Origin of the sequence: Deefgea sp. CFH1-16, from assembly GCF_016881365.1 — a bacterium.
Lineage (GTDB): Bacteria > Pseudomonadota > Gammaproteobacteria > Burkholderiales > Chitinibacteraceae > Deefgea.
On the sequence record NZ_WLYT01000001.1, the window covers coordinates 907,093 to 929,066 of the forward strand.

Genomic DNA, 21,974 nt, shown 5'->3' on the forward strand with positions numbered 1-21,974 from the left:
GTAGATACAAATGGCAGAGCAACTTAATGACCATGACCCACAAGAAACTTAAAGAATGGCGCGATGCTTTAGCAAGCGTGATTGAAACTGAGGGCGCTGAGCGTGCTCATTTCTTAGTGGAACAATTGGTCGATCACGCCCGTCAAGACGGTGTCAACATTCCGTACACTGCGACCACCGCCTATATCAATACCATTCCAGCGCATTTACAAGCCAAACATCCTGGCAACGCGCATCTTGAAGAACGTATTTTGTCGTACACCCGCTGGAATGCGGCGGCAATGGTGGTTAAAGCCAATCGTTTTGATGGTGATTTAGGTGGCCACGTTTCATCGTTTGCCTCTGCTGCTACTTTGTATGATGTGGGCTGGAATCACTTCTGGCATGCCGCAGACGAAAACCACGGCGGTGACTTAGTTTACGTCCAAGGCCATTCAGCGCCTGGCGTTTACGCACGTGCTTTCCTTGAAGGCCGTATTTCTGAAGAACAACTGAATAAATTCCGTCAAGAAGTCGACGGTGGCGGTTTGTCGTCTTACCCACATCCATGGTTGATGCCTGATTTCTGGCAATTCCCAACCGTATCAATGGGTCTTGGTCCATTGATGGCGATCTACCAAGCTCGCTTTATGAAATACCTCGATGATCGCGGCTTCACGCAAAAAGGTGATCGTCACGTATGGTGCTTCTGCGGTGATGGTGAAATGGATGAGCCAGAATCACTCGGCGCGATCTCACTCGCGGGTCGTGAACACCTCGACAATCTGATTTTTGTGATTAACTGCAACTTGCAACGTCTTGACGGTCCTGTTCGCGGTAATGCAAAATCATCATCAAGAACTCGAAGGCGACTTCCGTGGTTCTGGCTGGAATGTGATTAAAGTCGTTTGGGGCACAGGCTGGGATGCGTTGTTGGCACAAGACAAAAAAGGCTTGTTGCAAAAACGCATGATGGAAGTCGTTGACGGCGAATATCAAACCTACAAATCAAAAAGATGGCGCTTATGTTCGCGCGCATTTCTTTGGTGCTTACCCAGAGTTGCTCGATCTGGTTTCTAGCATGTCCGATGACGACATCTGGCGCCTGACCCGCGGTGGTAATGATCTGTACAAAGTGTACGCAGGCTATAAAGCGGCGGTACAACACAAAGGTCAACCAACCCTATTACTCGTTAAAACCGTAAAAGGTTTTGGTCTAGGTACCGCTGGCGAATCACAAAACGTGGCGCACAACACGAAAAAATTAGCCAATGACGATTTATTGAACCTGCGTGATCGCTTCAATATTCCATTGACTGACGAACAAGCGGCATCATGCACGTTCTACATGCCACCGGCCGATTCTCCAGAATTGAAATACATGCACGAGCGTCGCAGTGCTTTAGGCGGCTTCTTGCCTAGCCGTAAGCCAGTAGACGAACCACTTGAAGTGCCAGGTTTAGATCTATTCAAAGGTCTACTTGAGTCTTCTGGTGATCGTGAAATGTCGACCACCATGGCTTTCGTGCGTATTTTGACTGCCTTGGCCAAAGACAAGAAAATCGGTAATCGCGTTGTGCCTATCGTTCCGGATGAATCACGCACCTTTGGTATGGAAGGTTTGTTCCGTCAACTCGGTATTTGGTCACACGTAGGCCAATTGTACGAGCCACAAGATGCTGACCAATTGATGTTCTACAAAGAGTCAAAAACGGGTCAAATTTTGCAAGAAGGGATTAACGAAGCTGGCGCGATGAGCGATTGGATCGCCGCATCAACTTCTTACGCCAACCACGGCGTCACCATGATTCCGTTCTACATCTACTACTCAATGTTTGGTTTCCAACGTATCGGTGACTTGGCTTGGGCAGCTGGCGACTTGCGCGCACGCGGCTTCTTGATTGGCGGTACTGCGGGTCGCACCACATTGAATGGTGAAGGTTTGCAGCATCAAGACGGCCACGGTCACTTGTTTGCTGAATTCATCCCAAGCTGCGTATCGTACGATCCAACGTTTGCGTATGAATTGGCCGTGATTGTACAAGACGGTATGCGCCGTATGTACCAAGACCAAGAGAACATCTATTACTACCTCTCAGTAATGAACGAAAACTACACCCAGCCGGCCATGCCAGCAGGTAGCGAGGCCGGCATTCTGAAGGGCATGTATATGTTCCAAGAAGGCCCGAAAGACGCCAAGCTCAAAGTGCAATTGATGGGTTCAGGCACGATTTTCCGTGAAGTAATCCAAGCTGCGGCATTACTTAAAGCCGATTTCGGTATCGAATCGGATATCTGGGCGTGCCCAAGCTTTAACGAATTGCGCCGCAATGGTATGGCTGCTGAGCGTCACAATATGCTCAACCCAATGGGTGAACAAGCCGTGCCATACGTAACCCAATGCTTGACTGGCCGCCAAGGCCCTGTCATCGCTGCAACCGATTACAAACGCGCCTTTGCCGATCAAGTTCGCGAATATGTACCAGGTCGTTACGTGGTGCTTGGCTGCGATGGTTTTGGCCGTTCTGACTCACGCAAACAATTGCGTAAGTTCTTTGAAGTCGACAGCTTCTACGTTGCGGTTGCCGCAATTAAAGCTTTGGCTGACGAAGGCAAGATCGGTAAAGAGAAGGTACTTGAAGCCATGGAAAAATATGGCATCAACCCAGCGAAACCAGCCCCTTGGACAGTGTAATCGAGTGAGTCGTTCTTGATGGGTATAACCCAGAAAACCAAGAACGATCAGAGGGCGAGGCCTATACCTTGCCCCTAACTCTCACCCACACAGGATTTGATGATGAGCAATTTAATTGAAGTAAAAATTCCTGACATCGGCGGGCATGCTGGTGTTGATGTGATCGAAGTCTTCGTCAAAGTTGGCGACACGATCGAAAAAGAACAATCTTTAATCGCACTTGAAACCGATAAAGCGACGATGGAAGTGCCATCAACGCACGCGGGTGTTATTAAAGAAATGAAAATCAAAGTCGGCGATAAAGCCTCTGAAGGCGACGTGGTATTGTTGCTCGAAGTCAGCGAAGCGGCGCCTGCGCCTGCAGCCGCTGCTGCGCCGGTTGCTGCCGTTGCTGCTGCGCCAGCCGCGGCGGCACCTGCGACTAGCGCTGGTGTCGTTGAAGTAAAAGTACCCGATATCGGCGGCCATGCTGGCGTTGACGTGATTGAAGTTTTCGTTAAAGTTGGCGATGTCATCGAAAAAGAGCAATCGCTAATCGCGCTTGAAACAGATAAAGCCACAATGGAAGTGCCATCAACGCACGCCGGCGTGGTTAAAGAAATCAAAATCCAAGTCGGCAGCAAAGCGTCTGAAGGCGATGTGATTTTATTGCTTGAAGTTGCAGCAAGCGCGAACGCACCAGCAGCCACTGTTACCGTTGCAGCGCCGCTCGCAGCGCCAGCACCCGTTGCTGCAGCCCCTGCTGCCCTAGTGACTGCGGCACCAACTGCAAGCACCGCTGTAAATGAAGTGAATTTTGGTAAAGCGCATGCTTCACCATCAGTGCGTAAATTCGCCCGTGAACTCGGTGTTGATTTAGGCAAAATCACCGGCAAAAGGCCCGAAAGGCCGTATTTTGCATGAAGACGTGCAAAGCTTCGTTAAATCAGTCATGACCAGTGCAGTCGCTTCGTCGCTAGCAGCACCAGCTGCAGGCTCAGGCATTGGTTTGGAATTGCTGCCTTGGCCAAAAGTGGACTTCGCCAAGTTCGGCCCGATCGAAAGCAAGCCATTGTCAAAAATCAAAAAGATTTCTGGCGCCAACTTGCATCGCAACTGGGTCGTGATCCCGCACGTTACGTTTAACGATGAGTGCGATATCACTGAATTGGAAGACTTCCGCAAAACCATCGGTAAAGAAATGGAAAAAAGTGGCCTGAAACTCTCGCCGCTGGCTTTCATTATCAAAGCCGCTGCTGAAGCACTCAAAGCCTTCCCAGAAATGAATTCATCGCTCGATGGCGATAATTTAATTCTGAAGCAGTATTACAACATCGGCTTTGCAGCTGATACGCCAAATGGCTTGGTCGTACCGGTCATCAAAAACGTCGATCAAAAAGGCTTGAAACAAATCACTAAAGAATTGAGTGAATTGTCAGCTTTAGCGCGTGATGGCAAGCTCAAACCGACCGATATGCAAGGCGCGACATTCACCATCTCTAGTCTCGGCGGCATCGGTGGCACCAGCTTTACGCCTATCGTGAATGCACCTGAAGTGGCGATCTTGGGCGTATGCAAATCGCAAATCAAGCCAATTTGGAATGGTAAAGAATTTGCGCCACGCCTGATGTGCCCATTGTCGTTGTCATTCGATCACCGCGTGATCGACGGCGCGCAAGCCGGCCGTTTCACGGTGTTCTTGGGTAAATTGTTGTCGGATGTTCGTCGACTGGTGCTGTAAGCAGCCTGTAGGGTGGGTTAGGCGGTCTGTTGCCGTAACCCACCAAACCCTCGCGCAATATGGTGGGTTACGCCGATGGCTAACCCACCCTACAGAACTCACAGGATTTTAAAATGAGCAATACGATTGAATTAAAAGTACCCGATATTGGCGGCCATGCTGGTGTTGATGTGATTGAAGTGTTTGTTAAAGTCGGCGATACCGTTGCCGTAGAAGACAGCTTGATCGCACTCGAAACCGACAAAGCAACGATGGAAGTACCGTCGACACACGCAGGTGTCATCAAAGAAATGCGTTTGACTGCAGGCAGCAAAGCTTCAGAGGGCGACGTGATCGCCATCTTGGAAGTCGCTGCCAGTGCAGCGGCACCAGCGCCAGCAGCAACTGCGCCTGCTCAAACTTCGGCACCAGCAGTATCGGCTCCTACGCCTGCTGTGGCACCGATTGCTGGTCAATACACCGGTAATGTCGATATTGAATGCGATATGCTGGTCGTTGGCGCTGGCCCTGGCGGCTATTCAGCGGCATTCCGTGCCGCTGATTTGGGCATGAAAACTGTCATCGTTGAACGTTATGCAACGCTCGGTGGTGTGTGCTTGAATGTGGGTTGCATTCCATCGAAAGCCTTGCTGCACAATGCAGCGGTCATCGATGAAGTATCGCACATGGCCAAAAAACGGAATTAAAATTCGGCGCGCCCGAAGTCGATATCGATGCACTACGCGGCTACAAAGAGCAAGTGATTAACAAGCTCACTGGCGGCCTCGCTGGCATGGCAAAAATGCGTAAAGTTGAACAAGTACGCGGTATTGGTACTTTCCTTGACGCCAATCACATGGAAGTTCAAGTCACTAGCGGCACCGGTAAAGATTTAAGCGGCGAGAAAAAAGTCGTTAAATTTAAGCAAGCCGTGATTGCAGCGGGCTCACAAGCGGTGAAACTACCATTTATCCCGAATGATCCACGCATTGTTGATTCAACTGGCGCGTTGGAGCTCAAATCAGTACCAAAACGCATGCTAATTATCGGCGGCGGGATTATTGGTTTGGAAATGGGTACCGTGTATTCAACCCTAGGCGCGCGTTTAGACGTGGTTGAATTGTCTGACGGTTTGATGCAAGGCGCAGACCGTGACCTCGTTAAAGTATGGCAAGACTGGAATGCGCATCGCTTTGACAATATCATGCTCAGCTCAAAAACCACGTCGATTGTGCCAAAAGACGACGGTGTTTGGGTGACGTTTGAAGGCCCAAAAGCCCCAAGCGAAGCACAATGCTATGACTTGGTACTCTACTCAACCGGTCGCTCACCGAACGGCAAGAAAGTTGGCGCAGAAAATGCCGGTGTGATGGTCGACGAGCGTGGTTTTATCAACGTTGATAAACAAATGCGTACCAATGTGGCCAATATTTTCGCGATTGGCGATTTAGTCGGTCAACCCATGTTGGCGCATAAAGCGGTCCACGAAGCGCACGTTGCCGCTGAGAACGCCGCCGGTCACAAAGCCTACTTCGACGCCCGCGTGATCCCTGGTGTTGCCTATACCGACCCTGAAGTGGCCTGGGTAGGTCTGACCGAAGATCAAGCCAAGAAAGACGGCATCAAAATCACCAAGGGTGTATTCCCATGGGCGGCCTCTGGTCGTGCGATTGCCAACGGTCGTACTGAAGGCTTTACCAAATTGATTTTTGATGCAGAAAACGGCCAAATCCTCGGTGGTGCCATTGTTGGCCCGCACGCTGGCGATATGATTGGTGAAATCTGTCTCGGCATCGAAATGGGCGCCGATGCAGTAGATATCGGCAAAACCATTCACCCTCACCCAACCATGGGCGAATCGATTGGTATGGCTGCCGAAGTGGCAAAAGGTGTTTGTACCGATTTGCCGCCACAGCGCAAAAAATAAATTGCTGTTATGACGCAAAAAAGCCACGATTTTCGTGGCTTTTTTTATACACTCGCATTTAAAACGATGAATGGCGGAATGCGTAATATTCAATAAAAACAAATATTTGCCGCAAGAAAGCCAGTAAATACATCAATTGCCGCAATGGGCTGGCAAGTTTTGCCGACATTTAACGCATAGCACGTAAAAAAATGAGTTTCGCCATTCAAATATACGTATTTTCCGCATTGCAACATGGCACGCGTCTTGCAATACTTGATTCACAGTGTTGCAAGGAGCAATTCAGATGGCCAGCAATCAGCTCAAGTATCATATTTCTACGGGTTCGCAACAAAAACCAGCAGAACAACTGAGTGATGAAGTGACTGCGCAACTACAGCATTATTTAGAGCTCTGTGCGAACTTACGCATTGATTTCTATGATTGCCTTGCACATGCGCGCATTGAATACGATAAAAATCGTCGACATTAAATTTTAGGCAATAAAAAAGCACTCAACGTATTGAGTGCTTTTTTATCTATTGGCGTCCCCACGGGGAATCGAACCCCGGCCGCCGCCGTGAAAGGGCAGTGTTCTAACCGCTAAACTATAGGGACATTAAAGCTACATCTCAAACTGATCAAAAAATCAATCTGACTAAAACTGGTGGAGGTAAGCGGAATCGAACCGCTGACCTCTTGCATGCCATGCAAGCGCTCTACCAACTGAGCTATACCCCCGCACTTACAAATAAACATACAACTTAATACTGGCGTCCCCACGGGGAATCGAACCCCGGCCGCCGCCGTGAAAGGGCAGTGTTCTAACCGCTAAACTATAGGGACTTAAATCTTATTTAACTGATACACAAACAATCAATTAAATCTAACTGGTGGAGGTAAGCGGAATCGAACCGCTGACCTCTTGCATGCCATGCAAGCGCTCTACCAACTGAGCTATACCCCCAGAGAGAGCAGAATAATAGACGGCAAATTAAAGTACGTCAAGCCCTCTTTGAATTATTCTGCACTTATTTTTAAATCGGCGCCCACCAATACGGATCAGTTTCAAAGTTCACCTCAGCGGCCTTCGAATTAGGATAGTTTTGCAATAAAACTCGGCGGGTATCTGCGCTCAATTCTTTCATTCCCAATTTATCGTAGGACTGAATCATCAAACCCAATGCATCTTCAACTTGCTTGGTATTGGCATAGTTATCCAGCAATGCACGGCCACGATTGGCTGCAGCTAAATAAGCCCCGCGCTGAAAGTAATAACGGCCCACATGCAATTCATATTTGGCCATTGCACCAATTAAATAACCCATCCGAATTTCGGCATCGCGCGCATATTTGCTCTCAGGAAAACGTTGCACTAAATCACGAAATGAATTAAATGACTCTTTCGCAGCTTTTGGATCGCGCTCAGACATATCTTGCTTCGATATATTCGACATAAAACCTTGTGACTCATTAAAAGTCACTAGGCCTTTCAGATACAAAGCGTAATCCAAACTCGGGTGACTTGGATTTTGTTTAATAAAGCGATCAATTGCAGCTAAAGCCAAAGCCGGCTCTTGATCTTTGTAATAGTTGTAGCCCATTTCCAATTGCGCTTGCTGTGCATAACGCCCATAAGGGAAACGTGCTTCTAATTTTTCCAGCAGCTTATTTGACGCTTCATAGCTGCGGCTCACTTGCTCAGATTTAGCCGCTGAGAATAATTTCTCGGCACTCCAGCCCTGAGTTTCATCTGGTTTTTCATTATTAGCGAAGAACATCCTGCCATTAAGCTAACTAACAAGGCAGAAATCAGGATTCGCGGTAGAATCTTAGTCATGATGCAATCCGATATTGAACTCGACGATTATAACGACTTCGCAGACATCCGTGTTTTGTCTGTGCCCGCCGACTTGGCAGGTACACGCTTGGACGCTGCTTTAGCGAAGATTTTGCCTGATTTTTCCCGCAGCCGCTTGACTACGTGGATTAAAGACGGGCGGGTTTGGGTAGATGACGCAACCGCGCTACCAAAAACCAAACTTTGGGGAGGAGAAACGCTTAAAGTCGACGTGCAGCCCGACCCCAACGAAGTGGCGTTTGAAGCCGAAGACATCGAGCTCGATGTTTTATACGAAGACGCCACCATCATTATTATCAATAAACCTGCTGGCTTAGTCGTTCATCCGGGTAGTGGCAATTGGTCGGGCACTTTATTAAATGCCCTGCTGTTTCATTACCCAGAATTACGCCAAATCCCACGTGCCGGCATTGTCCATCGCCTAGACAAAGAAACTAGCGGTTTAATGGTTGTAGCACGCACACTGCAAGCACAAGTGCACTTGGTCAATCAATTACAAGAACGCAGCGTTAAACGCCATTATATTGCCGTTGCCAACGGTTTAATTCATGCCGATGGCACGGTGGATACGCCGATTGGTCGTCACCCGAAAGACCGCGTTAAAATGGCCGTGGTTCGCAGTGGTAAACCTTCGATTACGCATTACCATATTTTAGAGCGTTTTAACGCTTACACCCTGATTGAATGCCGCTTAGAAACCGGTCGAACCCATCAAATTCGTGTGCATATGGCGCATATTAAACATCCACTCGCCGCAGATCCCGTGTATGGCGTAGCGCCTAAAATGGATACCAGCAACGAAGTGCGTATGGCACTAGACGAACTTAACCGCCAAGCATTGCATGCCAGAAAGCTCTCTTTAGTCCATCCTGAGAGTGGTAAAACCATGACGTGGAAAGCCGCAGTTCCATTTGATTTGGAACAGCTGATTGGTACCTTGCGCGCAGATGTTGGATTAAGCCAAGACGATTTCGACGACGATGATGAAGGCGAAGACGATCATGACTGTGAACTCATTTATGTCCGTGAATAATACCCATTTATTAAATCCGATTTGGCCTTCTCCAGCCAATGTGCAGGCCAAACAAACCACTCGGCATGGCGGTGTGAGTGTGGCGCCTTATGCCAGCTTCAATCTGGGCGACCATGTTGGCGATGACATTAAGGCCGTCATGGCCAATCGGCAACAACTGCCCCATCCTGCGGCTTGGCTTAAGCAAACCCACAGCACCATCGTGGTCGATGCCGCAGAAATTCATGCGCCCATCGAGGCCGATGCCAGTATTAGTCGCACTAAAGGCGCAGTCTGTGTCGTAATGACTGCCGATTGTTTGCCGGTTTTACTTTGTGATCAGCACGGGACGGTGGTTGCGGCGGCGCATGCCGGTTGGCGTGGCCTTTGTGATGGGGTGATTGAAAACACCGTACATGCCATGGCGGTTCCCAGCAATACTTTAATGGCGTGGTTGGGCCCCGCAATTGGGCCGAACGCTTTTGAAGTGGGCGACGAAGTCAGAGCTGCATTTATGCAACATGATGCCGCAGCAGTTGCGGCATTTACTGCGAGCAGTAAGGGCAAGTGGCTGGCTGATATGTATTTATTGGCACGCCAACGGCTCAATGCGCTCGGCATTACGGCCATTTATGGTGGTGGCGAATGTACCTATACCGATAGCGACAATTATTTTTCCTATCGCCGCGACGGAATCACCGGTCGTATGGCCAGCTTGATTTGGCTGGAATAAGTAAGGGGTATTTGATTGCAAGCCAAATCTAAAATGGCTTGCAATCAAATACCTAACTATTCATACCAATGAGATAGGGTGTATTACCGCCACCATAAACCGTACTTATTCGTGCAGCAATAACGAAAAAAAACCTTACTCAACGATTGTTTGTATCTACATCTTGCTGATCAAGTTTGGTTTCGGCTTTTTTCTTTTGCACACTGCGTTTCAGCCAAAAAATCAACCATGTTGGCAGCACTGCTAATGTGATAAAGAAAAACAGCCCAAGCACCCAATTGCTTGCCCCCACCACGGCGGCAAACATCACAATGACAAACAAATACCCAATTAATAAGATGTACATCAGCAACCTCAAAAAAAGGCGCCTATGGCGCCTCTTTTAATATTTTAACGCATGCAATTTAAGCGCGTTTATCGTGCTCAATCAAGGCATAGGCCGAATGATTATGAATCGATTCAAAGTTTTCTGATTCAACCACATAGGCAACAATCCGCGGTTCGTTATTCAAACTTGCGGCCACATCGCGCACCATGTCTTCAACAAACTTCGGATTATCATACGCACGTTCAGTCACGTATTTTTCATCTGGGCGTTTTAATAAACCATACAACTCGCAAGAGGCTTGCTTCTCTACCATCTCAACGATCTCTTCAATCCACACATGCTGACCCAAAGTAGCACTAATGGTCACATGTGAACGCTGATTATGGGCACCATACTCAGAGATTTTTTTCGAGCAAGGGCAAAGACTCGTCACCGGTACCAGCACTTTGAGTGTTTGTGTAAATACGCCATCTTTTAGCTCACCAATCAGCGAAACATCATAGTCAAGCAAGCTTTTTACGCCTGAAACCGGCGCTGTTTTATTGATAAAAAACGGGAAGCGCATTTCTAAATAACCCGCTTCAGCTTCTAAACGTTCGCACATTTGACGCAAAATGGCTTCAAATGATTCGACTGAGATTTCTTTGTTGTGACTATTTAAAATCTCAACAAAGCGCGACATATGCGTGCCTTTAAAGTGTTGCGGCAAAAAGACATACATATCAAAAGTAGCAACAGTATGTTGCACCCCATCAGCGCGATCCGCGACTTGCACAGGATGGCGAATCGACTTGATCCCTACTTTATTAATCGCAATATTGCGGGTATCCACTGTGTTTTGCACATCGGCAATGACCACGCTCATCGGAATCTCACTTCAAAAGAATTAATTGGATAAGTTGATTATACCCTGAGGCCAATACCCGAGCAAACCAGTCGGGAATTGCATTTATCAATCGCTGCGATTACTTCTGGCTAAACGCCGTCAATATTTGCCCGATATACCGTGTATAGCTTGCCAGAGCTTGATCAATGTGTGGCACCAGCATTGGTAAAGAAAAATACATCGCCGCAAAACCCACCGCCAAAGTCAGTGGAAAACCCACCGCAAACACATTCAACTGTGGCGCAGCCCGCGTCATTACACCAATCGCTAAATTGGTAATCAATAACGCCGCCAACACCGGCAATGACAACAACACCGCTGTGCGAAAAACAATCGCACCTAAATTGGCAATTTGTTTAAAGCCCCCCGCTGAAAGCGATATGCCCCCCACAGGCAGCTGCACCATGCTGTCAATTAATACCTGCAACACCATTAAATGACCGCTAATGGACAAAAACGCCAGTAACATAAATAAACTCATTAACTGAGAAATCACCAAGCTATTGTTAGCGCTTTGCGGTGAATAAAACGTGGCAAAGCCTAAGCCCATTTGTAAACCCGACAAATGCCCTGCCAGCTCCACCGCACTAAAAATTAGCCGCATCACAAAGCCCATTGATAAGCCAATCAATAGCTCACGCAATGCAATCAATATCCCTTCAGGAGAGACCACGGCAACACTTGGCATCGTCGGCAATAAGGGCGCGACCAGCACGGTGAGTAACAATGCCAAGCTAACACGCACTTTAATCGGAATCGAACGACTAGAAAAAAATGGATCTGCCAATAACAGACCTAAAATACGCAAGAATGGCCACCAGAACAAGGCCAGCCAAATTTCAATTTGGACTTGAGTAACTGTAATCATCCAATCAACTGAGGAATGCTTTGATACAGGCGAATGGTGTAATCACTTATTGTTTCAATCATCCACGGCAAAGCGAGTACCAGCACCAAAAAACAAGCGAGGATTTTAGGGATAAAAGAAAGCGTCGCCTCATTAATCTGCGTTGCCGCCTGAAAAATACTCACAATCAAACCAGCAATAAGCGCAGTGAGCAACACCGGCGCACCGAGCAAAATCATGACTTCCATCGCTCTTTGTAATAAAGTCACTACCGTTTCTGGTGTCATGAATTAACTCGGAATATAAAAACTTTGCACCAAGGAGCCCATCAAGAGCGTCCAGCCATCAACCAGTACAAACAACATAATTTTAAATGGCAAAGAAATAATCACCGGCGACACCATCATCATCCCCATCGCCATCAAAATACTGGCAATGACTAAATCAATAATTAAAAATGGAATAATGACCAAAAAGCCAATCTGAAAAGCAGTTTTCAACTCACTAGTCACAAAGGCCGGCACCAACACCCGCAAACTCACGTCTTCTGGTCCATTCGGTGCTTTTGCGCCGGACACCTCAATAAAAAACGCCAAATCCTTTTGCCGTGTTTGCTTGAGCATAAAATCTTTAAGCGGCACAGCGCCTTGCTCTAAGGCTTGATTAAAGGTGATTTTTTGTTCCGAAAAAGGCTGATAAGCCGTGGCGTAAATTTTGTCAAAAGTCGGTGCCATAATAAATAGCGTCAAAAACAGCGACAAGCCGACAATCACTTGATTGGGCGGACTTTGCATCGTACCCAAAGCTTGTCGCAACAAAGACAGCACAATGATAATTCGCGTAAACGACGTCATCATCAATAACATCGCCGGAATAAAGCCCAGCGCAGTCATAAACAGCAAGGTTTGAATCGGCAAAGAATACGCCGTTCCCGCCGCCGTTTGTGAGGAACTCATAAAGGGTATACCGGCAGGTTCAGCTGCCAGCAATACCGGACAAAGCAATACCCCGGCGAGTAGAACGATTTTCTTCATGATGAGGTATTCCGTTTAGCCATTGCCGCTTGCAGCCATTGTGCAAATGCAGGGGTTGCTGGTGTTGTCACTACATCCGCGGGCTTATCCAAGGTATGCAGCAAATTGACTTGCTGATGAGTGACGCCAACAACCAGCCAAGTCCCATCCACCTCAACGATCACCACCCGCTCTTTGGTGCCCACCATCACACCGGAAACAACCCGCAAATGCGTATTGCCAGCCCCCGGCACTAAGGCATAACGGCGCATCAGCCAAGCACCGCCAACAATACACGCCAGCACCAGCAACAAAGCCAAAATCACTTGAATCAGCTGCCCAACACCTGGTCCCGGTGCAGTTTGCGCTGCCGTTGCAGCCATAACGGAGAACGGCAGCCCCACAAGGCTGCCGCAAAGCAATCGAATTAGATTCATATGATTGGATTATTTATGCAAGCGACGAATGCGCTCTGCAGGGGTAATAATATCAGTGAGTCGAATACCAAATTTATCATTCACCACCACAACCTCACCCTGAGCAATCAAACAACCATTGACCAACACATCCATCGGCTCACCCGCCATCCCATCGAGCTCAACCACTGAGCCTTGTGCCAGCTGTAATAAACTACGAATTGCGATCTTAGTGCGCCCTAATTCCACCGTCAAATTGACCGGAATATCTAAAATCATATCAATATTATTCGGCGCATTGCTCGGTGCAGCCGCAGTATCAAAACGCTGAAAAATATCCGCCGCTTGTACTGTACTGGCAGTATCACTGGCGGCGTCGGTGACCTCTTGTTCAGCGAGAGCCGCCGCCCAATCGTCCATAATATCATCAGGATTTTCTGCTGCACCCGTGGTTTCTTCAGCCATTACCTTCTCCGCTATTCTCTTCGTCTTGCACGCCGTTCAAAGCCTCAGCTGAGCCCAGTACTTTGTCGACTTTTAATGCATATTGACCGTTAAGAATACCATACTTACACTCAAGCACTGGCACGCTATCCACGGATGCAATAATGGCTTCTGGAATATCCAAAGAAATCACATCACCCGTCTTTAAATTCAAAATATCGCCCAAAAGTAATTTTAGCGTTACCCAAGGTTGCCACCAGATTGACATCCGCATGATGTAATTGTTTGCGTAGCAACGATGACCAGCGATTATCCGATTCGATGCGATCCGTTTGCATCGAGCTATACAACATATCTCGAATCGGTTCGATCATTGAATACGGTAAGCAAATATGAAAATCACCGCCGCCAGCACCCAATTCAATTTTAAAGGTATATGCCACTACGACCTCAGTGGGTGTCGCAATATTGGCAAACTGTGTATTCATTTCTGAGCGCATATAACTAAATTCGCACTCAAAAACCGGCTTCCACGCTTTTTGATACTCTTCAAAAACCACTTCAAGCAAGCGCTGAATAATCCTTTGCTCGGTTGGCGTAAAGTCTCGCCCCTCAACCCTAACGTGGTAACGACCATCAGAGCCAAATAAATTATCCCACCACCAAAAAAACAAAATTCGGATCAAAAATAAATAAGCCTGTCCCACGTAACGGCTTCATTTGAATCATATTCAAATTGGTTGGTACGACTAAGTTGCGAATAAATTCACTGTATTTTTGCACCCGAATGGGGCCAACGCTAATTTCGGCGTTGCGACGCATAAAATTATACAAAGCTATTCGTAAGTTTCGTGCAAATCTTTCGTTAATAATTTCCAGCGTCGGCATCCGCCCACGCACAATGCGCTCTTGTCGACCAATATCATAATTGCGGACAGCCGATTGATCGACGTCATCGGCACCATCGTCCTCTTCACCAGTCACACCGCGCAGAAGCGCATCGACCTCTTCTTGAGAAAGAATATCGTCAGCCATTATCTCTTTTTATAACTCGGTTCTAATTTTTAACAAACTACTGATAAAAATACTTAGTAAAATTAACGCTTAATACACCTTCGTCTTTTGCTTCAACTTCTAAAATTGCATTAATTTTTTCTCTAATTTGTCTCGCTAATTCCTCTTGTCCCTGCGATGTTTTAACTTCTTCTAAGGTTTTGGCTCGCAATATAAACGATTCACCGCATCTAATATTTTAGGCTGCACGGAGGTAATTCGCTCTTTATCGGCTTCTTCAGCGAGTTCAACCATAATTTCAACTTGTAATACCGACTCAGCCTCCCCGCTTAAATTCACTGTAAATGGCTGATCTTGTAATTTGGCAAATACTGGCTTAGCGTGCTCATCCGCTTTTTTTTCTTTTTTCTTTTCTTTTTCTTTTTTTCTTCACCATGCGCTGCAGCTTCTGCAGTGGCTTCTTCAGCGTTTCCTTCAGCAGGGCTTTTCAATAAGAAAAAAGCTAGCGCGCCGCCGAGAACTAAAATTAAAACTAATACAGCAGCAACGACAATAAGCAGGATATATTTTTTTTGATTTTGGAGCGGCTTCTGCTTTTGCTTCCGACATATTGCATCCTTAAAATGAAAGCTCATGAATAGATTATCTTTCATGATTAACTTGAAATAACTATGCCCCAGCGTAGCCAGGGCGTAAAACTTCGCCAATATAGCGAAAGAGATACTATAAAACAAGCGCTAAGCAAGCATTATTGCGGCAGAGCATATGAAATCAGACAAATAAATTCAAGCCCCCTTTTTGGATGGGTAATCGCACCATCGCTGATTCCAGTGATTTTTCATCGACCATCCCCGCGGTCATTCCGTAAGTTAATCCCAGTTCTCGACCATTCTGAGCTTGCTGCTGACCTTGATTCATCCCAGCCCATTGCGATTGGTTTTGTTGTGCTTGCTGCTGTTGATGATGCTGCTGCTGCAAAGTATCTGAAGCCACTTGCACATTACTTAAAGTAAAACCTTGCTCAGCCAATAAAGCGGTCAAGCGCGGCATCGCCGCAGCGAGCGCATCGCGAACCGCCGCATTTTGCGAACTAAACACCACACTTGCTTGATCTTGCGCCACATTTAACTGCACTTCCATTGGCCCCAAATGCGCGGGGTTCAATTGCATTTGAATTTGTTGCTCTTGCCGTCCTAACATCAGCCCAACTCGTTGCGCCAACGCATCACCCCAGCGCATTTGCCCAACCGGCTCAGCCAAGTGATGCACTGGCACAGCGATTTCCTTATTCGGCAAAGCGGTGCTCACAGGATTGTTCGCAGCAAGGCTTCGCTGCTCATTCAGGGCAGTTAATTGCGTTTTAAAGTCGGTATTGGGCATTAACTCAAATGGGGTTTCGATGACTTCAGTGGCGTTTAATGTTGCCGTATCGACGGCAAGGTTTGCCGTTTCAGCGACATCCACTTTAGACTGCGACATCGCCGCTATTGCTGATGATGCGGTTTGATTGGCTTGCTTGTCAGTGCCCAGTTTGGCGCTATCGGTATTTTCGCTACTGCTTGCTGGATTTTTTACCATCAGTGCAGTCAATGGATTGAATACTGCTGGATTTTCCGCGTCAGGATCAGTGGCAATATCAGTCAGTGGCGCCGCTTCCTCTGTCAGCGCAACGCTCGTTCCAGTAGGCACAACTAAGGTGTTTTGTAGCATGGCTAACCAAGGATCAAGTACTGCCGCTTGTGTTTGCGGTGATTCGCTCGCTGGAGTTTCTTCTTTTTTGTCCGATTTTGCTGCGACTTTATTATTCGGCGTTGGCGTAGGCGCTTCTGCCCGATCTCGGCCTAATTCACGCTTAAATTCATCTTTAAAGTCACTTGCTTGACTCGATTCACGCGCAGTACGCGACTCAACTGCACGGCTCACAGGAGCTTGAACTTGCACTGGCACCGCAGAAGTTGTTGCCATAATTACACCCAATAAGAAGACTTTGCCTAGTAATAAGCAAAGACAATGCCAGCCACTGAAAACTGCAGGTAAACTTGCGCCATGGCAGAAGATTCAGACCTAGAAAAAACCGAACCGGCCTCCCCCAAGCGCATTGAAGATGCGCGAAAAAAGGGACAGGTCCCGCGTTCACACGAGCTCACCACCTTTGCCACCCTGATGGCAGGGCTGGTTGCGGTATTTACGCTCGCGCCGGATATATTTCATTCAATCCGCGAAATCATGGTGGATAACCTCAGCTTTGATCGCACAGATTTAATCAGCGCCAAGCAAATGCCCGAAGCCTTAATGGCGGCGATGCGCATAGCACTGGTGGCCTTACTACCTATTTTTGCTGCCTGCGCCTTAGTGGCGATTATGGTGCCAATTGCCATTGGTGGCTGGGTCTTTAGTACTGAAGCACTAGGGCCTAATTTTGAAAAACTCAGTCCAATCGCCGGTATTGGCCGAATTTTCTCGGTGCGCACCATTATTGAAACGCTCAAAACGATTTTAAAATCGGGATTAATCGGTGGCATTGCAGGCTGGATTTTATGGGATGAAAAAGAACAGTTTATTGCTCTGATTGCCATGCCTCCAGATGTTGGCTTTTATATGTTATGGCAAATGCTCAAATACACTCTCTTGATGACGGTCAGCGGGATGGCGATCATTGTGTTAATCGATGTGCCGTACCAACTTTGGGATTATTACAAAGGCCTTAGAATGACCAAAGAGGACGTTCGCCAAGAAAGTAAAGAGTCTGAAGGCGATCCGCATGTCAAAGGGCGCATTCGCCAATTACAAAGAGAAGCGGCTCGTAAGCGCATGATGGCGGAAATCCCCAAAGCCAATGTGGTGGTCACCAATCCAACGCACTATGCGGTCGCGATTCAATACGATGAGGCAATGCGCGCCCCCAAAGTGGTGGCCAAAGGGTCTTTTTTATTGGCCGAGCGCATTATTGAATTGGCCAAGGAACACAAAGTCACCGTTGTACGCACGCCACCTTTTGCGCGCGCGCTGTATCACCATGCCCAATTGGGCGAAGAAATTCCCGCTGCGTTGTATACTGCCGCTGCTGAAGTTTTAGCCTACATCTACCAGCTCAATCAATATCAAAAAGAAGGCGGCTTAGCGCCAACACTCAATACCGATTTACCCGTTCCTGCCGAACTCGACCCTGAGTCAGAAAAACAGGGTATATAACTGCAAGCAATATATAAAATAATGTTTATTTATACATACACTACACTAGGTATCTTAGATGTGGCGTAGCAAACTCACCACACTGGCCATGCCAGCAATGGTTTTGATGGTATTGGGCATGATGATTTTGCCCTTACCACCGGCCGTGCTCGACTTCTTTTTTACTTTCAATATTGCACTTTCGATCATCGTGTTGATGGTCAGCTTATATACCCATAAACCGCTGGAATTCTCTAGCTTTCCGACCGTACTGTTGATGACCACGCTACTGCGTTTGTCGCTCAATGTGGCGTCGACCAAGCTGGTCCTTACCGAAGGCCACGCCGGCGGCGATGCTGCGGGTAAAGTCATTGAATCTTTTGGTCACGTGCTGATTGGCGACAATATCGCCGTCGGGATTGTGGCGTTTATTATTCTGACCATTATTAACTTTGTCGTGATCACCAAAGGTGCTGGGCGTATTGCCGAGGTGTCGGCCCGCTTTACCCTAGATGCCATGCCCGGGAAACAAATGGCAATTGATGCCGATTTGAATGCCGGTTTGATTGGTGAAGAAGAAGCCCGAACTCGACGCGCGCAAATTTCTGACGAAGCCAATTTTTTCGGTTCGATGGATGGTGCCAGTAAGTTCGTTCGTGGAGACGCTGTCGCGGGTATTTTAGTGATGGTGATTAACCTGATTGGTGGCTTGCTGGTTGGTATGTTGCAACATGATATGTTGTTTGCCGATGCGGCCAAAACCTATACCTTGCTCACCATCGGTGACGGTTTGGTGGCCCAAGTTCCGGCGCTGATTATTTCGGTAGCCGCCGGTATTGTCGTCTCTCGCGTCGGTACTGACCAAGATTTATCCGATCAAATTTTGGGCCAATTGTTTGCTCGCCCGCAGGTGCTCTACGTCACCGCTGGCGTTTTGGGCCTACTCGGTATTATTCCGGGGATGCCGCACATTGCATTCTTAATGATGGCTGCAATCGCCGCTGGTTTAGCTTGGTTTGCCGAACAAAATATCCTCAAAGCCGCGACCGCCACCGCCACCGGTGGGGCACTACCAGCGGGCGCAGCACCGCCGCCACCTGTGGATGCGCCATTACAAGAAGTCAGCTGGAATGATGTGCAAACGGTCGATCCGGTGGGGCTGGAAGTCGGTTATCGGCTGATTCCTTTGGTTGATCGCAACCAAGATGGTGAACTATTGCGCCGCATTCGCGGGATTAGAAAAAAAATCGCCCAAGAATTGGGGTTTTTAGTGCCGGCAGTGCATATTCGCGACAATCTCGAACTGCGCCCCAATCAATACCGGATTCAACTTAAAGGCGTTGACGTTGGCGCTGGTGAAGCATTTGTCGGGCAATGGTTGGCGATTAATCCGGGCAATGCCGCTGGCACTTTGCCTGGCGCAGCCACCACCGATCCCACTTTTGGTCTGCCTGCAACTTGGGTTGACGCCAGCTTACGCGATCAAGCGCAAGCGATGGGTTACACCGTGGTTGATGCGTCGACCGTTATCGGTACGCATATCTCAAATATTTTGCAATCGAATGCCGCTGAATTACTCGGCCGCGAAGAAACCCAAGCGCTAGTCGATCACTTTGCCAAAGAATCGCCCAAGTTGATTGAAGAGCTGGTTCCTAAAGTGGTGCCCATTGGTACGCTGCAAAAAATATTGCAAGCACTACTTGAGGACGGACTGCATATTCGAGATTTACGCACCATTATCGAGACGCTGAGCGAACAAATTTTACGAACTACGGATATCGACGAATTAACCTCGGCAGTGCGGGTCGCATTAGGGCGCTCGATTGTTCATCAACTCTTTGCTGGGGAGCAAGAACTACAAGTTGTCGCATTAGAACCACAACTAGAAAGCATTTTACTCTCGGCCGCCAGTGGCAAATCGCAAGGCGGCTTAGAACCCGGCCTTGCCGAGCGCTTGCTCCAACAAGCCGCCGCCATGACCGAGCAACTGGAAATGCAAGGCATTAATCCCGTTTTAATTACCCCAGCGCAATTAAGACCGATGTTATCGCGTTTTTTTACGCCGTTCAATTCCCGGATTACGCGTCATTGCGCATACCGAGATTCCTGACAGCAAAACTTTACGCATTATTAACGTCTTAGGAGCATAAGAGCACAGTGTGAGGTCTCGGCAAAACGCCAACAATCCCTTATCGTCAGTACGCTATTCAATTGTGCAGAAGCACAGGAACAGTGATAATCATTGCTCGACCCCTTTTCTGGCGCGCACCAGAGGCAAAAAAAAAAACTACTTATTGCTTCTAGTTGCGAGTTTAATTTTTTGAGGCTGACTTTGTTGATGCAATTGAAAGCGCAACCGCGGTGATCATCGTTTCTTATGCTGGTTAAAAAATTCTTTGGTGCTACCACCCGTGACGCGCTGCGCCAAGTTCGCGATGAACTTGGCCCAGATGCGTTGATTCTGTCCAACCGGCAAGTGGCGGGTGGCGGGATCGAAATCATGGCGGTGGCCGACGCCGACGTCGCCGCACTCACCAGTATTCAAACCGTCGCCAGCTGCGCCCAAACCGGCAACGCGCGCGGCGCAAAATGGCGCGCGCTTAATGAGTTCCGCGCAACAAACCCCGGTCACACCGCATATCTCCAAAGCCTTGGCGCGCTCATACGCCATTCCTGACGATGAGCAAGAGCCCACGCTCGACGATGTACCTTATGAAATTCCGTCGGTGTTGCGCAGTAACCGTGCGCCCAAAGCCAGCACCATACGCAATGACCCCCCAATGAAGTAGCATTTACCGATTACATCAATCGGCCCGAAACAATCGCGCCACAGCCGCGAGTACAAGACAAACCCGCGCCATCGGCACCACGCGAACCGGAATTAAGTCACGAAGCCGAACGCCGTCCAATCCCACCACGTCGTCCAGCTGTGGCGGAGAAACCATTGCCAACCTTTAGTTTTGACGATGCGTCCGCTAAAAATGCGGCACCCGTTGCCGATCAAGCGGCAATGCAAGATATTGCGCGCGTGAAATTCGGATGCTACGCGGCTTGTTAGAAAGCCAAATGGCGGGCATGGCGTGGGGTGAATTATCCAAACACGCCCCTGAAAAATTAGAAATTTTGCGCCAACTACTCGGCGCTGGATTTTGCGCCGCACTGTCACGTCAGCTCATTGATAAAATGCCTGCGGCGATGAGTTTGGATACCGGAATGAAGTGGGTCAAAGCCGCGCTCACCCATAATTTACCCACCGTTAGCGCCAAAGACGATATCGTTGAACGCGGCGGCGTGTACGCCTTAATTGGCCCAACGGGCGTTGGCAAAACCACCACCGTTGCCAAGCTGGCTGCGCGTTGTGCGCTCACCTACGGCCCACAATCGGTCGCCTTATTGACCACCGATAGCTACCGAATTGGCGCTCACGATCAACTGCGAATTTATGGCCGAATTTTGGGTGTGCCGGTGCATGAAGTCAAAGATGAAACCGATTTACAACTCACGCTCGGCGAGCTCACCGATCGACATTTAGTACTGATCGATACCGTGGGCATGGGGCAGCGCGATCAGCGCATCGGTGAACAATTAGCGATGTTTGGGCATGATAATGTCGGCACTGTGTTGTTATTGTCGGCCAATGCTCAAGCGAGCACACTCGATGATGTGGCTCGACGCTATAAAAACAGCCATTTAGTCGGTTGCATTTTAACCAAGTTGGATGAAACCATGGCGCTGGGGGGTTGCCTTGATGTAGCGATTCGGCATAAATTGCCGCTGCACTTTGTGACCAATGGCCAGCGTGTTCCGGAAGATCTGCATCGGGCGAATTTGGCCTATCTGGTGGATCGTGCCTTTCGCAACCCACAAGAAAGTAGCGTATTTCAATTGCATAAAGACGAATATCCACTCTTTATGAGCACCCAAGATATTCCGACTGATTTTAGCCTTGCCACTTCACCACGATGAATCT

At 48.2% G+C, this 21,974-nt stretch carries 24 protein-coding genes, 4 tRNA genes and 3 pseudogenes; 10 read left to right on the plus strand and 21 right to left on the minus strand.

All coding sequences use genetic code 11. The features are described 5' to 3' along the window. Positions 1-10 precede the first annotated feature (10 nt). The 4 genes and pseudogenes from aceE (at position 11) to GKO28_RS04820 (ending at position 6,772) form a co-directional block, all read left to right on the plus strand. Positions 11-2,674, plus strand: a pseudogene (aceE, locus tag GKO28_RS04805) (pyruvate dehydrogenase (acetyl-transferring), homodimeric type). Between the two features lie 102 nt (positions 2,675-2,776). Next, positions 2,777-4,394, plus strand: a pseudogene (gene aceF / locus GKO28_RS04810) (dihydrolipoyllysine-residue acetyltransferase). A gap of 113 nt (positions 4,395-4,507) precedes the next feature. Then, positions 4,508-6,300 (plus strand): annotated as a pseudogene (lpdA, locus tag GKO28_RS04815) (dihydrolipoyl dehydrogenase). Between the two features lie 286 nt (positions 6,301-6,586). After that, on the plus strand, positions 6,587-6,772 hold the full coding sequence (locus tag GKO28_RS04820) for a hypothetical protein (protein WP_182075532.1): 186 nt from the start codon (positions 6,587-6,589) through the stop codon (positions 6,770-6,772). A 50-nt stretch (positions 6,773-6,822) separates the two neighbouring features. Here the strand turns inward: GKO28_RS04820 and GKO28_RS04825 are convergent. The 5 genes from GKO28_RS04825 to GKO28_RS04845 all read right to left on the minus strand — a co-directional run bounded on the left by GKO28_RS04825 (position 6,823) and on the right by GKO28_RS04845 (position 8,060). Further along, a tRNA-Glu gene (locus GKO28_RS04825) sits at positions 6,823-6,897 on the minus strand. Positions 6,898-6,944: 47 nt separating this feature from the next. Beyond that, a tRNA-Ala gene (locus GKO28_RS04830) sits at positions 6,945-7,020 on the minus strand. 30 nt (positions 7,021-7,050) lie between these two features. Beyond that, a tRNA-Glu gene (locus GKO28_RS04835) sits at positions 7,051-7,125 on the minus strand. 45 nt (positions 7,126-7,170) lie between these two features. Beyond that, positions 7,171-7,246 (minus strand) — tRNA-Ala (locus GKO28_RS04840). 70 nt (positions 7,247-7,316) lie between these two features. After that, on the minus strand, positions 7,317-8,060 hold the full coding sequence (locus GKO28_RS04845) for an outer membrane protein assembly factor BamD (RefSeq protein WP_307838950.1): 744 nt from the start codon (positions 8,058-8,060) through the stop codon (positions 7,317-7,319). A gap of 57 nt (positions 8,061-8,117) precedes the next feature. Here GKO28_RS04845 and rluD point away from each other — a divergent pair, with 57 nt between their 5' ends. Further along, entirely contained in the window at positions 8,118-9,173 is a 1,056-nt protein-coding gene (gene rluD, locus GKO28_RS04850) for a 23S rRNA pseudouridine(1911/1915/1917) synthase RluD (protein WP_374220712.1), read from the plus strand. Next, a complete protein-coding gene (gene pgeF, locus GKO28_RS04855; RefSeq protein ID WP_247646377.1) occupies positions 9,142-9,885 on the plus strand; it encodes a peptidoglycan editing factor PgeF in 744 nt (247 codons plus the stop codon). The genes rluD and pgeF overlap by 32 nt, the downstream gene beginning before the upstream one ends. Positions 9,886-10,024: 139 nt before the next feature. Here pgeF and GKO28_RS04860 read toward each other — a convergent pair whose 3' ends face one another. The 14 genes from GKO28_RS04860 to GKO28_RS04915 all read right to left on the minus strand — a co-directional run bounded on the left by GKO28_RS04860 (position 10,025) and on the right by GKO28_RS04915 (position 16,798). Next, positions 10,025-10,231, minus strand: a complete 207-nt coding sequence (locus GKO28_RS04860; RefSeq protein ID WP_182075533.1) for a hypothetical protein — start codon at positions 10,229-10,231, stop codon at positions 10,025-10,027. A gap of 58 nt (positions 10,232-10,289) precedes the next feature. Then, the gene (gene folE2, locus GKO28_RS04865; protein ID WP_182075534.1) at positions 10,290-11,078 is read right to left on the minus strand and encodes a GTP cyclohydrolase FolE2; all 789 of its coding nucleotides are present in this window, start codon (positions 11,076-11,078) and stop codon (positions 10,290-10,292) included. Positions 11,079-11,178: 100 nt separating this feature from the next. After that, on the minus strand, positions 11,179-11,967 hold the full coding sequence (fliR, locus tag GKO28_RS04870) for a flagellar biosynthetic protein FliR (protein ID WP_182075535.1): 789 nt from the start codon (positions 11,965-11,967) through the stop codon (positions 11,179-11,181). Next, positions 11,964-12,233, minus strand: a complete 270-nt coding sequence (fliQ, locus tag GKO28_RS04875) for a flagellar biosynthesis protein FliQ (protein ID WP_182075536.1) — start codon at positions 12,231-12,233, stop codon at positions 11,964-11,966. The genes fliR and fliQ overlap by 4 nt, the downstream gene beginning before the upstream one ends. A gap of 3 nt (positions 12,234-12,236) precedes the next feature. After that, complete coding sequence (gene fliP / locus GKO28_RS04880) at positions 12,237-12,980, minus strand: flagellar type III secretion system pore protein FliP (protein WP_182075537.1); 744 nt, start codon at positions 12,978-12,980, stop codon at positions 12,237-12,239. Further along, positions 12,977-13,342 (minus strand): flagellar biosynthetic protein FliO, encoded by a 366-nt coding sequence (fliO, locus tag GKO28_RS04885; protein ID WP_182075538.1) that lies wholly within the window; start codon positions 13,340-13,342, stop codon positions 12,977-12,979. Before fliO ends, fliP begins: the two co-directional genes overlap by 4 nt. 63 nt (positions 13,343-13,405) lie before the next feature. Then, the gene (gene fliN, locus GKO28_RS04890) at positions 13,406-13,840 is read right to left on the minus strand and encodes a flagellar motor switch protein FliN (protein ID WP_182075539.1); all 435 of its coding nucleotides are present in this window, start codon (positions 13,838-13,840) and stop codon (positions 13,406-13,408) included. Continuing rightward, positions 13,833-14,033, minus strand: coding sequence for a FliM/FliN family flagellar motor switch protein (locus tag GKO28_RS19280; RefSeq protein WP_247646378.1), 201 nt, complete (start codon positions 14,031-14,033; stop codon positions 13,833-13,835). Before GKO28_RS19280 ends, fliN begins: the two co-directional genes overlap by 8 nt. Next, the gene (locus tag GKO28_RS19285; protein ID WP_247646379.1) at positions 14,014-14,505 is read right to left on the minus strand and encodes a hypothetical protein; all 492 of its coding nucleotides are present in this window, start codon (positions 14,503-14,505) and stop codon (positions 14,014-14,016) included. Before GKO28_RS19285 ends, GKO28_RS19280 begins: the two co-directional genes overlap by 20 nt. Beyond that, a complete protein-coding gene (locus GKO28_RS19290; protein ID WP_247646380.1) occupies positions 14,471-14,854 on the minus strand; it encodes a hypothetical protein in 384 nt (127 codons plus the stop codon). The genes GKO28_RS19285 and GKO28_RS19290 overlap by 35 nt, the downstream gene beginning before the upstream one ends. Positions 14,855-14,891: 37 nt before the next feature. Further along, the gene (locus tag GKO28_RS22665) at positions 14,892-15,044 is read right to left on the minus strand and encodes a flagellar basal body-associated FliL family protein (protein ID WP_182075540.1); all 153 of its coding nucleotides are present in this window, start codon (positions 15,042-15,044) and stop codon (positions 14,892-14,894) included. Beyond that, the gene (locus GKO28_RS04905) at positions 15,026-15,172 is read right to left on the minus strand and encodes a hypothetical protein (RefSeq protein WP_182075541.1); all 147 of its coding nucleotides are present in this window, start codon (positions 15,170-15,172) and stop codon (positions 15,026-15,028) included. The genes GKO28_RS22665 and GKO28_RS04905 overlap by 19 nt, the downstream gene beginning before the upstream one ends. Next, positions 15,169-15,486: a hypothetical protein gene (locus GKO28_RS04910; RefSeq protein ID WP_182075542.1), complete on the minus strand. Its 318-nt coding sequence runs from the start codon at positions 15,484-15,486 to the stop codon at positions 15,169-15,171. The genes GKO28_RS04905 and GKO28_RS04910 overlap by 4 nt, the downstream gene beginning before the upstream one ends. A gap of 118 nt (positions 15,487-15,604) precedes the next feature. Continuing rightward, complete coding sequence (locus GKO28_RS04915; protein WP_182075543.1) at positions 15,605-16,798, minus strand: flagellar hook-length control protein FliK; 1,194 nt, start codon at positions 16,796-16,798, stop codon at positions 15,605-15,607. A gap of 81 nt (positions 16,799-16,879) precedes the next feature. Between GKO28_RS04915 and flhB the strand changes: the two genes are divergently transcribed. Together flhB and flhA are read left to right on the plus strand one after the other, a co-directional pair. After that, the gene (flhB, locus tag GKO28_RS04920; protein WP_182075544.1) at positions 16,880-18,025 is read left to right on the plus strand and encodes a flagellar biosynthesis protein FlhB; all 1,146 of its coding nucleotides are present in this window, start codon (positions 16,880-16,882) and stop codon (positions 18,023-18,025) included. A 58-nt stretch (positions 18,026-18,083) separates the two neighbouring features. After that, on the plus strand, positions 18,084-20,114 hold the full coding sequence (gene flhA, locus GKO28_RS04925; protein WP_247646381.1) for a flagellar biosynthesis protein FlhA: 2,031 nt from the start codon (positions 18,084-18,086) through the stop codon (positions 20,112-20,114). Positions 20,115-20,369: 255 nt separating this feature from the next. Here flhA and GKO28_RS04930 read toward each other — a convergent pair whose 3' ends face one another. Continuing rightward, positions 20,370-20,549 carry a hypothetical protein gene (locus GKO28_RS04930; protein ID WP_203563921.1) on the minus strand — a complete coding sequence of 60 codons (180 nt, stop codon included), beginning with the start codon at positions 20,547-20,549 and terminating at the stop codon, positions 20,370-20,372. A 58-nt stretch (positions 20,550-20,607) separates the two neighbouring features. Here GKO28_RS04930 and GKO28_RS04935 point away from each other — a divergent pair, with 58 nt between their 5' ends. After that, complete coding sequence (locus GKO28_RS04935; protein ID WP_203563922.1) at positions 20,608-20,793, plus strand: hypothetical protein; 186 nt, start codon at positions 20,608-20,610, stop codon at positions 20,791-20,793. Positions 20,794-20,808: 15 nt separating this feature from the next. Here the strand turns inward: GKO28_RS04935 and GKO28_RS04940 are convergent, their stop codons facing one another. Continuing rightward, a complete protein-coding gene (locus GKO28_RS04940; RefSeq protein ID WP_182075546.1) occupies positions 20,809-20,949 on the minus strand; it encodes a hypothetical protein in 141 nt (46 codons plus the stop codon). A 94-nt stretch (positions 20,950-21,043) separates the two neighbouring features. Here GKO28_RS04940 and flhF point away from each other — a divergent pair, with 94 nt between their 5' ends. Beyond that, positions 21,044-21,970 carry a flagellar biosynthesis protein FlhF gene (gene flhF / locus GKO28_RS04945; protein WP_182075547.1) on the plus strand — a complete coding sequence of 309 codons (927 nt, stop codon included), beginning with the start codon at positions 21,044-21,046 and terminating at the stop codon, positions 21,968-21,970. The last annotated feature ends 4 nt before the right edge of the window (positions 21,971-21,974 follow it).

Excerpts from the sequence above, each read along its gene's own strand:
- GKO28_RS19290 (WP_247646380.1), bottom strand. The coding sequence starts at position 14,854 with ATGGCTGACGATATTCTTTCTCAAGAAGAGGTCGATGCGCTTCTGCGC.
- GKO28_RS04820 (WP_182075532.1), top strand. The coding sequence starts at position 6,587 with ATGGCCAGCAATCAGCTCAAGTATCATATTTCTACGGGTTCGCAACAA.
- GKO28_RS04940 (WP_182075546.1), bottom strand. The coding sequence starts at position 20,949 with ATGGTTTCTCCGCCACAGCTGGACGACGTGGTGGGATTGGACGGCGTT.
- pgeF (WP_247646377.1), top strand. The coding sequence starts at position 9,142 with ATGACTGTGAACTCATTTATGTCCGTGAATAATACCCATTTATTAAAT.
- GKO28_RS04860 (WP_182075533.1), bottom strand. The coding sequence starts at position 10,231 with ATGTACATCTTATTAATTGGGTATTTGTTTGTCATTGTGATGTTTGCC.
- flhA (WP_247646381.1), top strand. The coding sequence starts at position 18,084 with ATGTGGCGTAGCAAACTCACCACACTGGCCATGCCAGCAATGGTTTTG.
- GKO28_RS04915 (WP_182075543.1), bottom strand. The coding sequence starts at position 16,798 with ATGGCAACAACTTCTGCGGTGCCAGTGCAAGTTCAAGCTCCTGTGAGC.
- fliP (WP_182075537.1), bottom strand. The coding sequence starts at position 12,980 with ATGAAGAAAATCGTTCTACTCGCCGGGGTATTGCTTTGTCCGGTATTG.
- GKO28_RS04845 (WP_307838950.1), bottom strand. The coding sequence starts at position 8,060 with ATGTTCTTCGCTAATAATGAAAAACCAGATGAAACTCAGGGCTGGAGT.
- flhF (WP_182075547.1), top strand. The coding sequence starts at position 21,044 with ATGCTACGCGGCTTGTTAGAAAGCCAAATGGCGGGCATGGCGTGGGGT.
- fliR (WP_182075535.1), bottom strand. The coding sequence starts at position 11,967 with ATGATTACAGTTACTCAAGTCCAAATTGAAATTTGGCTGGCCTTGTTC.
- GKO28_RS04910 (WP_182075542.1), bottom strand. The coding sequence starts at position 15,486 with ATGAAAGATAATCTATTCATGAGCTTTCATTTTAAGGATGCAATATGT.
- folE2 (WP_182075534.1), bottom strand. The coding sequence starts at position 11,078 with ATGAGCGTGGTCATTGCCGATGTGCAAAACACAGTGGATACCCGCAAT.
- flhB (WP_182075544.1), top strand. The coding sequence starts at position 16,880 with ATGGCAGAAGATTCAGACCTAGAAAAAACCGAACCGGCCTCCCCCAAG.
- fliN (WP_182075539.1), bottom strand. The coding sequence starts at position 13,840 with ATGGCTGAAGAAACCACGGGTGCAGCAGAAAATCCTGATGATATTATG.
- fliO (WP_182075538.1), bottom strand. The coding sequence starts at position 13,342 with ATGGCTGCAACGGCAGCGCAAACTGCACCGGGACCAGGTGTTGGGCAG.
- fliQ (WP_182075536.1), bottom strand. The coding sequence starts at position 12,233 with ATGACACCAGAAACGGTAGTGACTTTATTACAAAGAGCGATGGAAGTC.
- rluD (WP_374220712.1), top strand. The coding sequence starts at position 8,118 with ATGATGCAATCCGATATTGAACTCGACGATTATAACGACTTCGCAGAC.
- GKO28_RS04935 (WP_203563922.1), top strand. The coding sequence starts at position 20,608 with ATGAGTTCCGCGCAACAAACCCCGGTCACACCGCATATCTCCAAAGCC.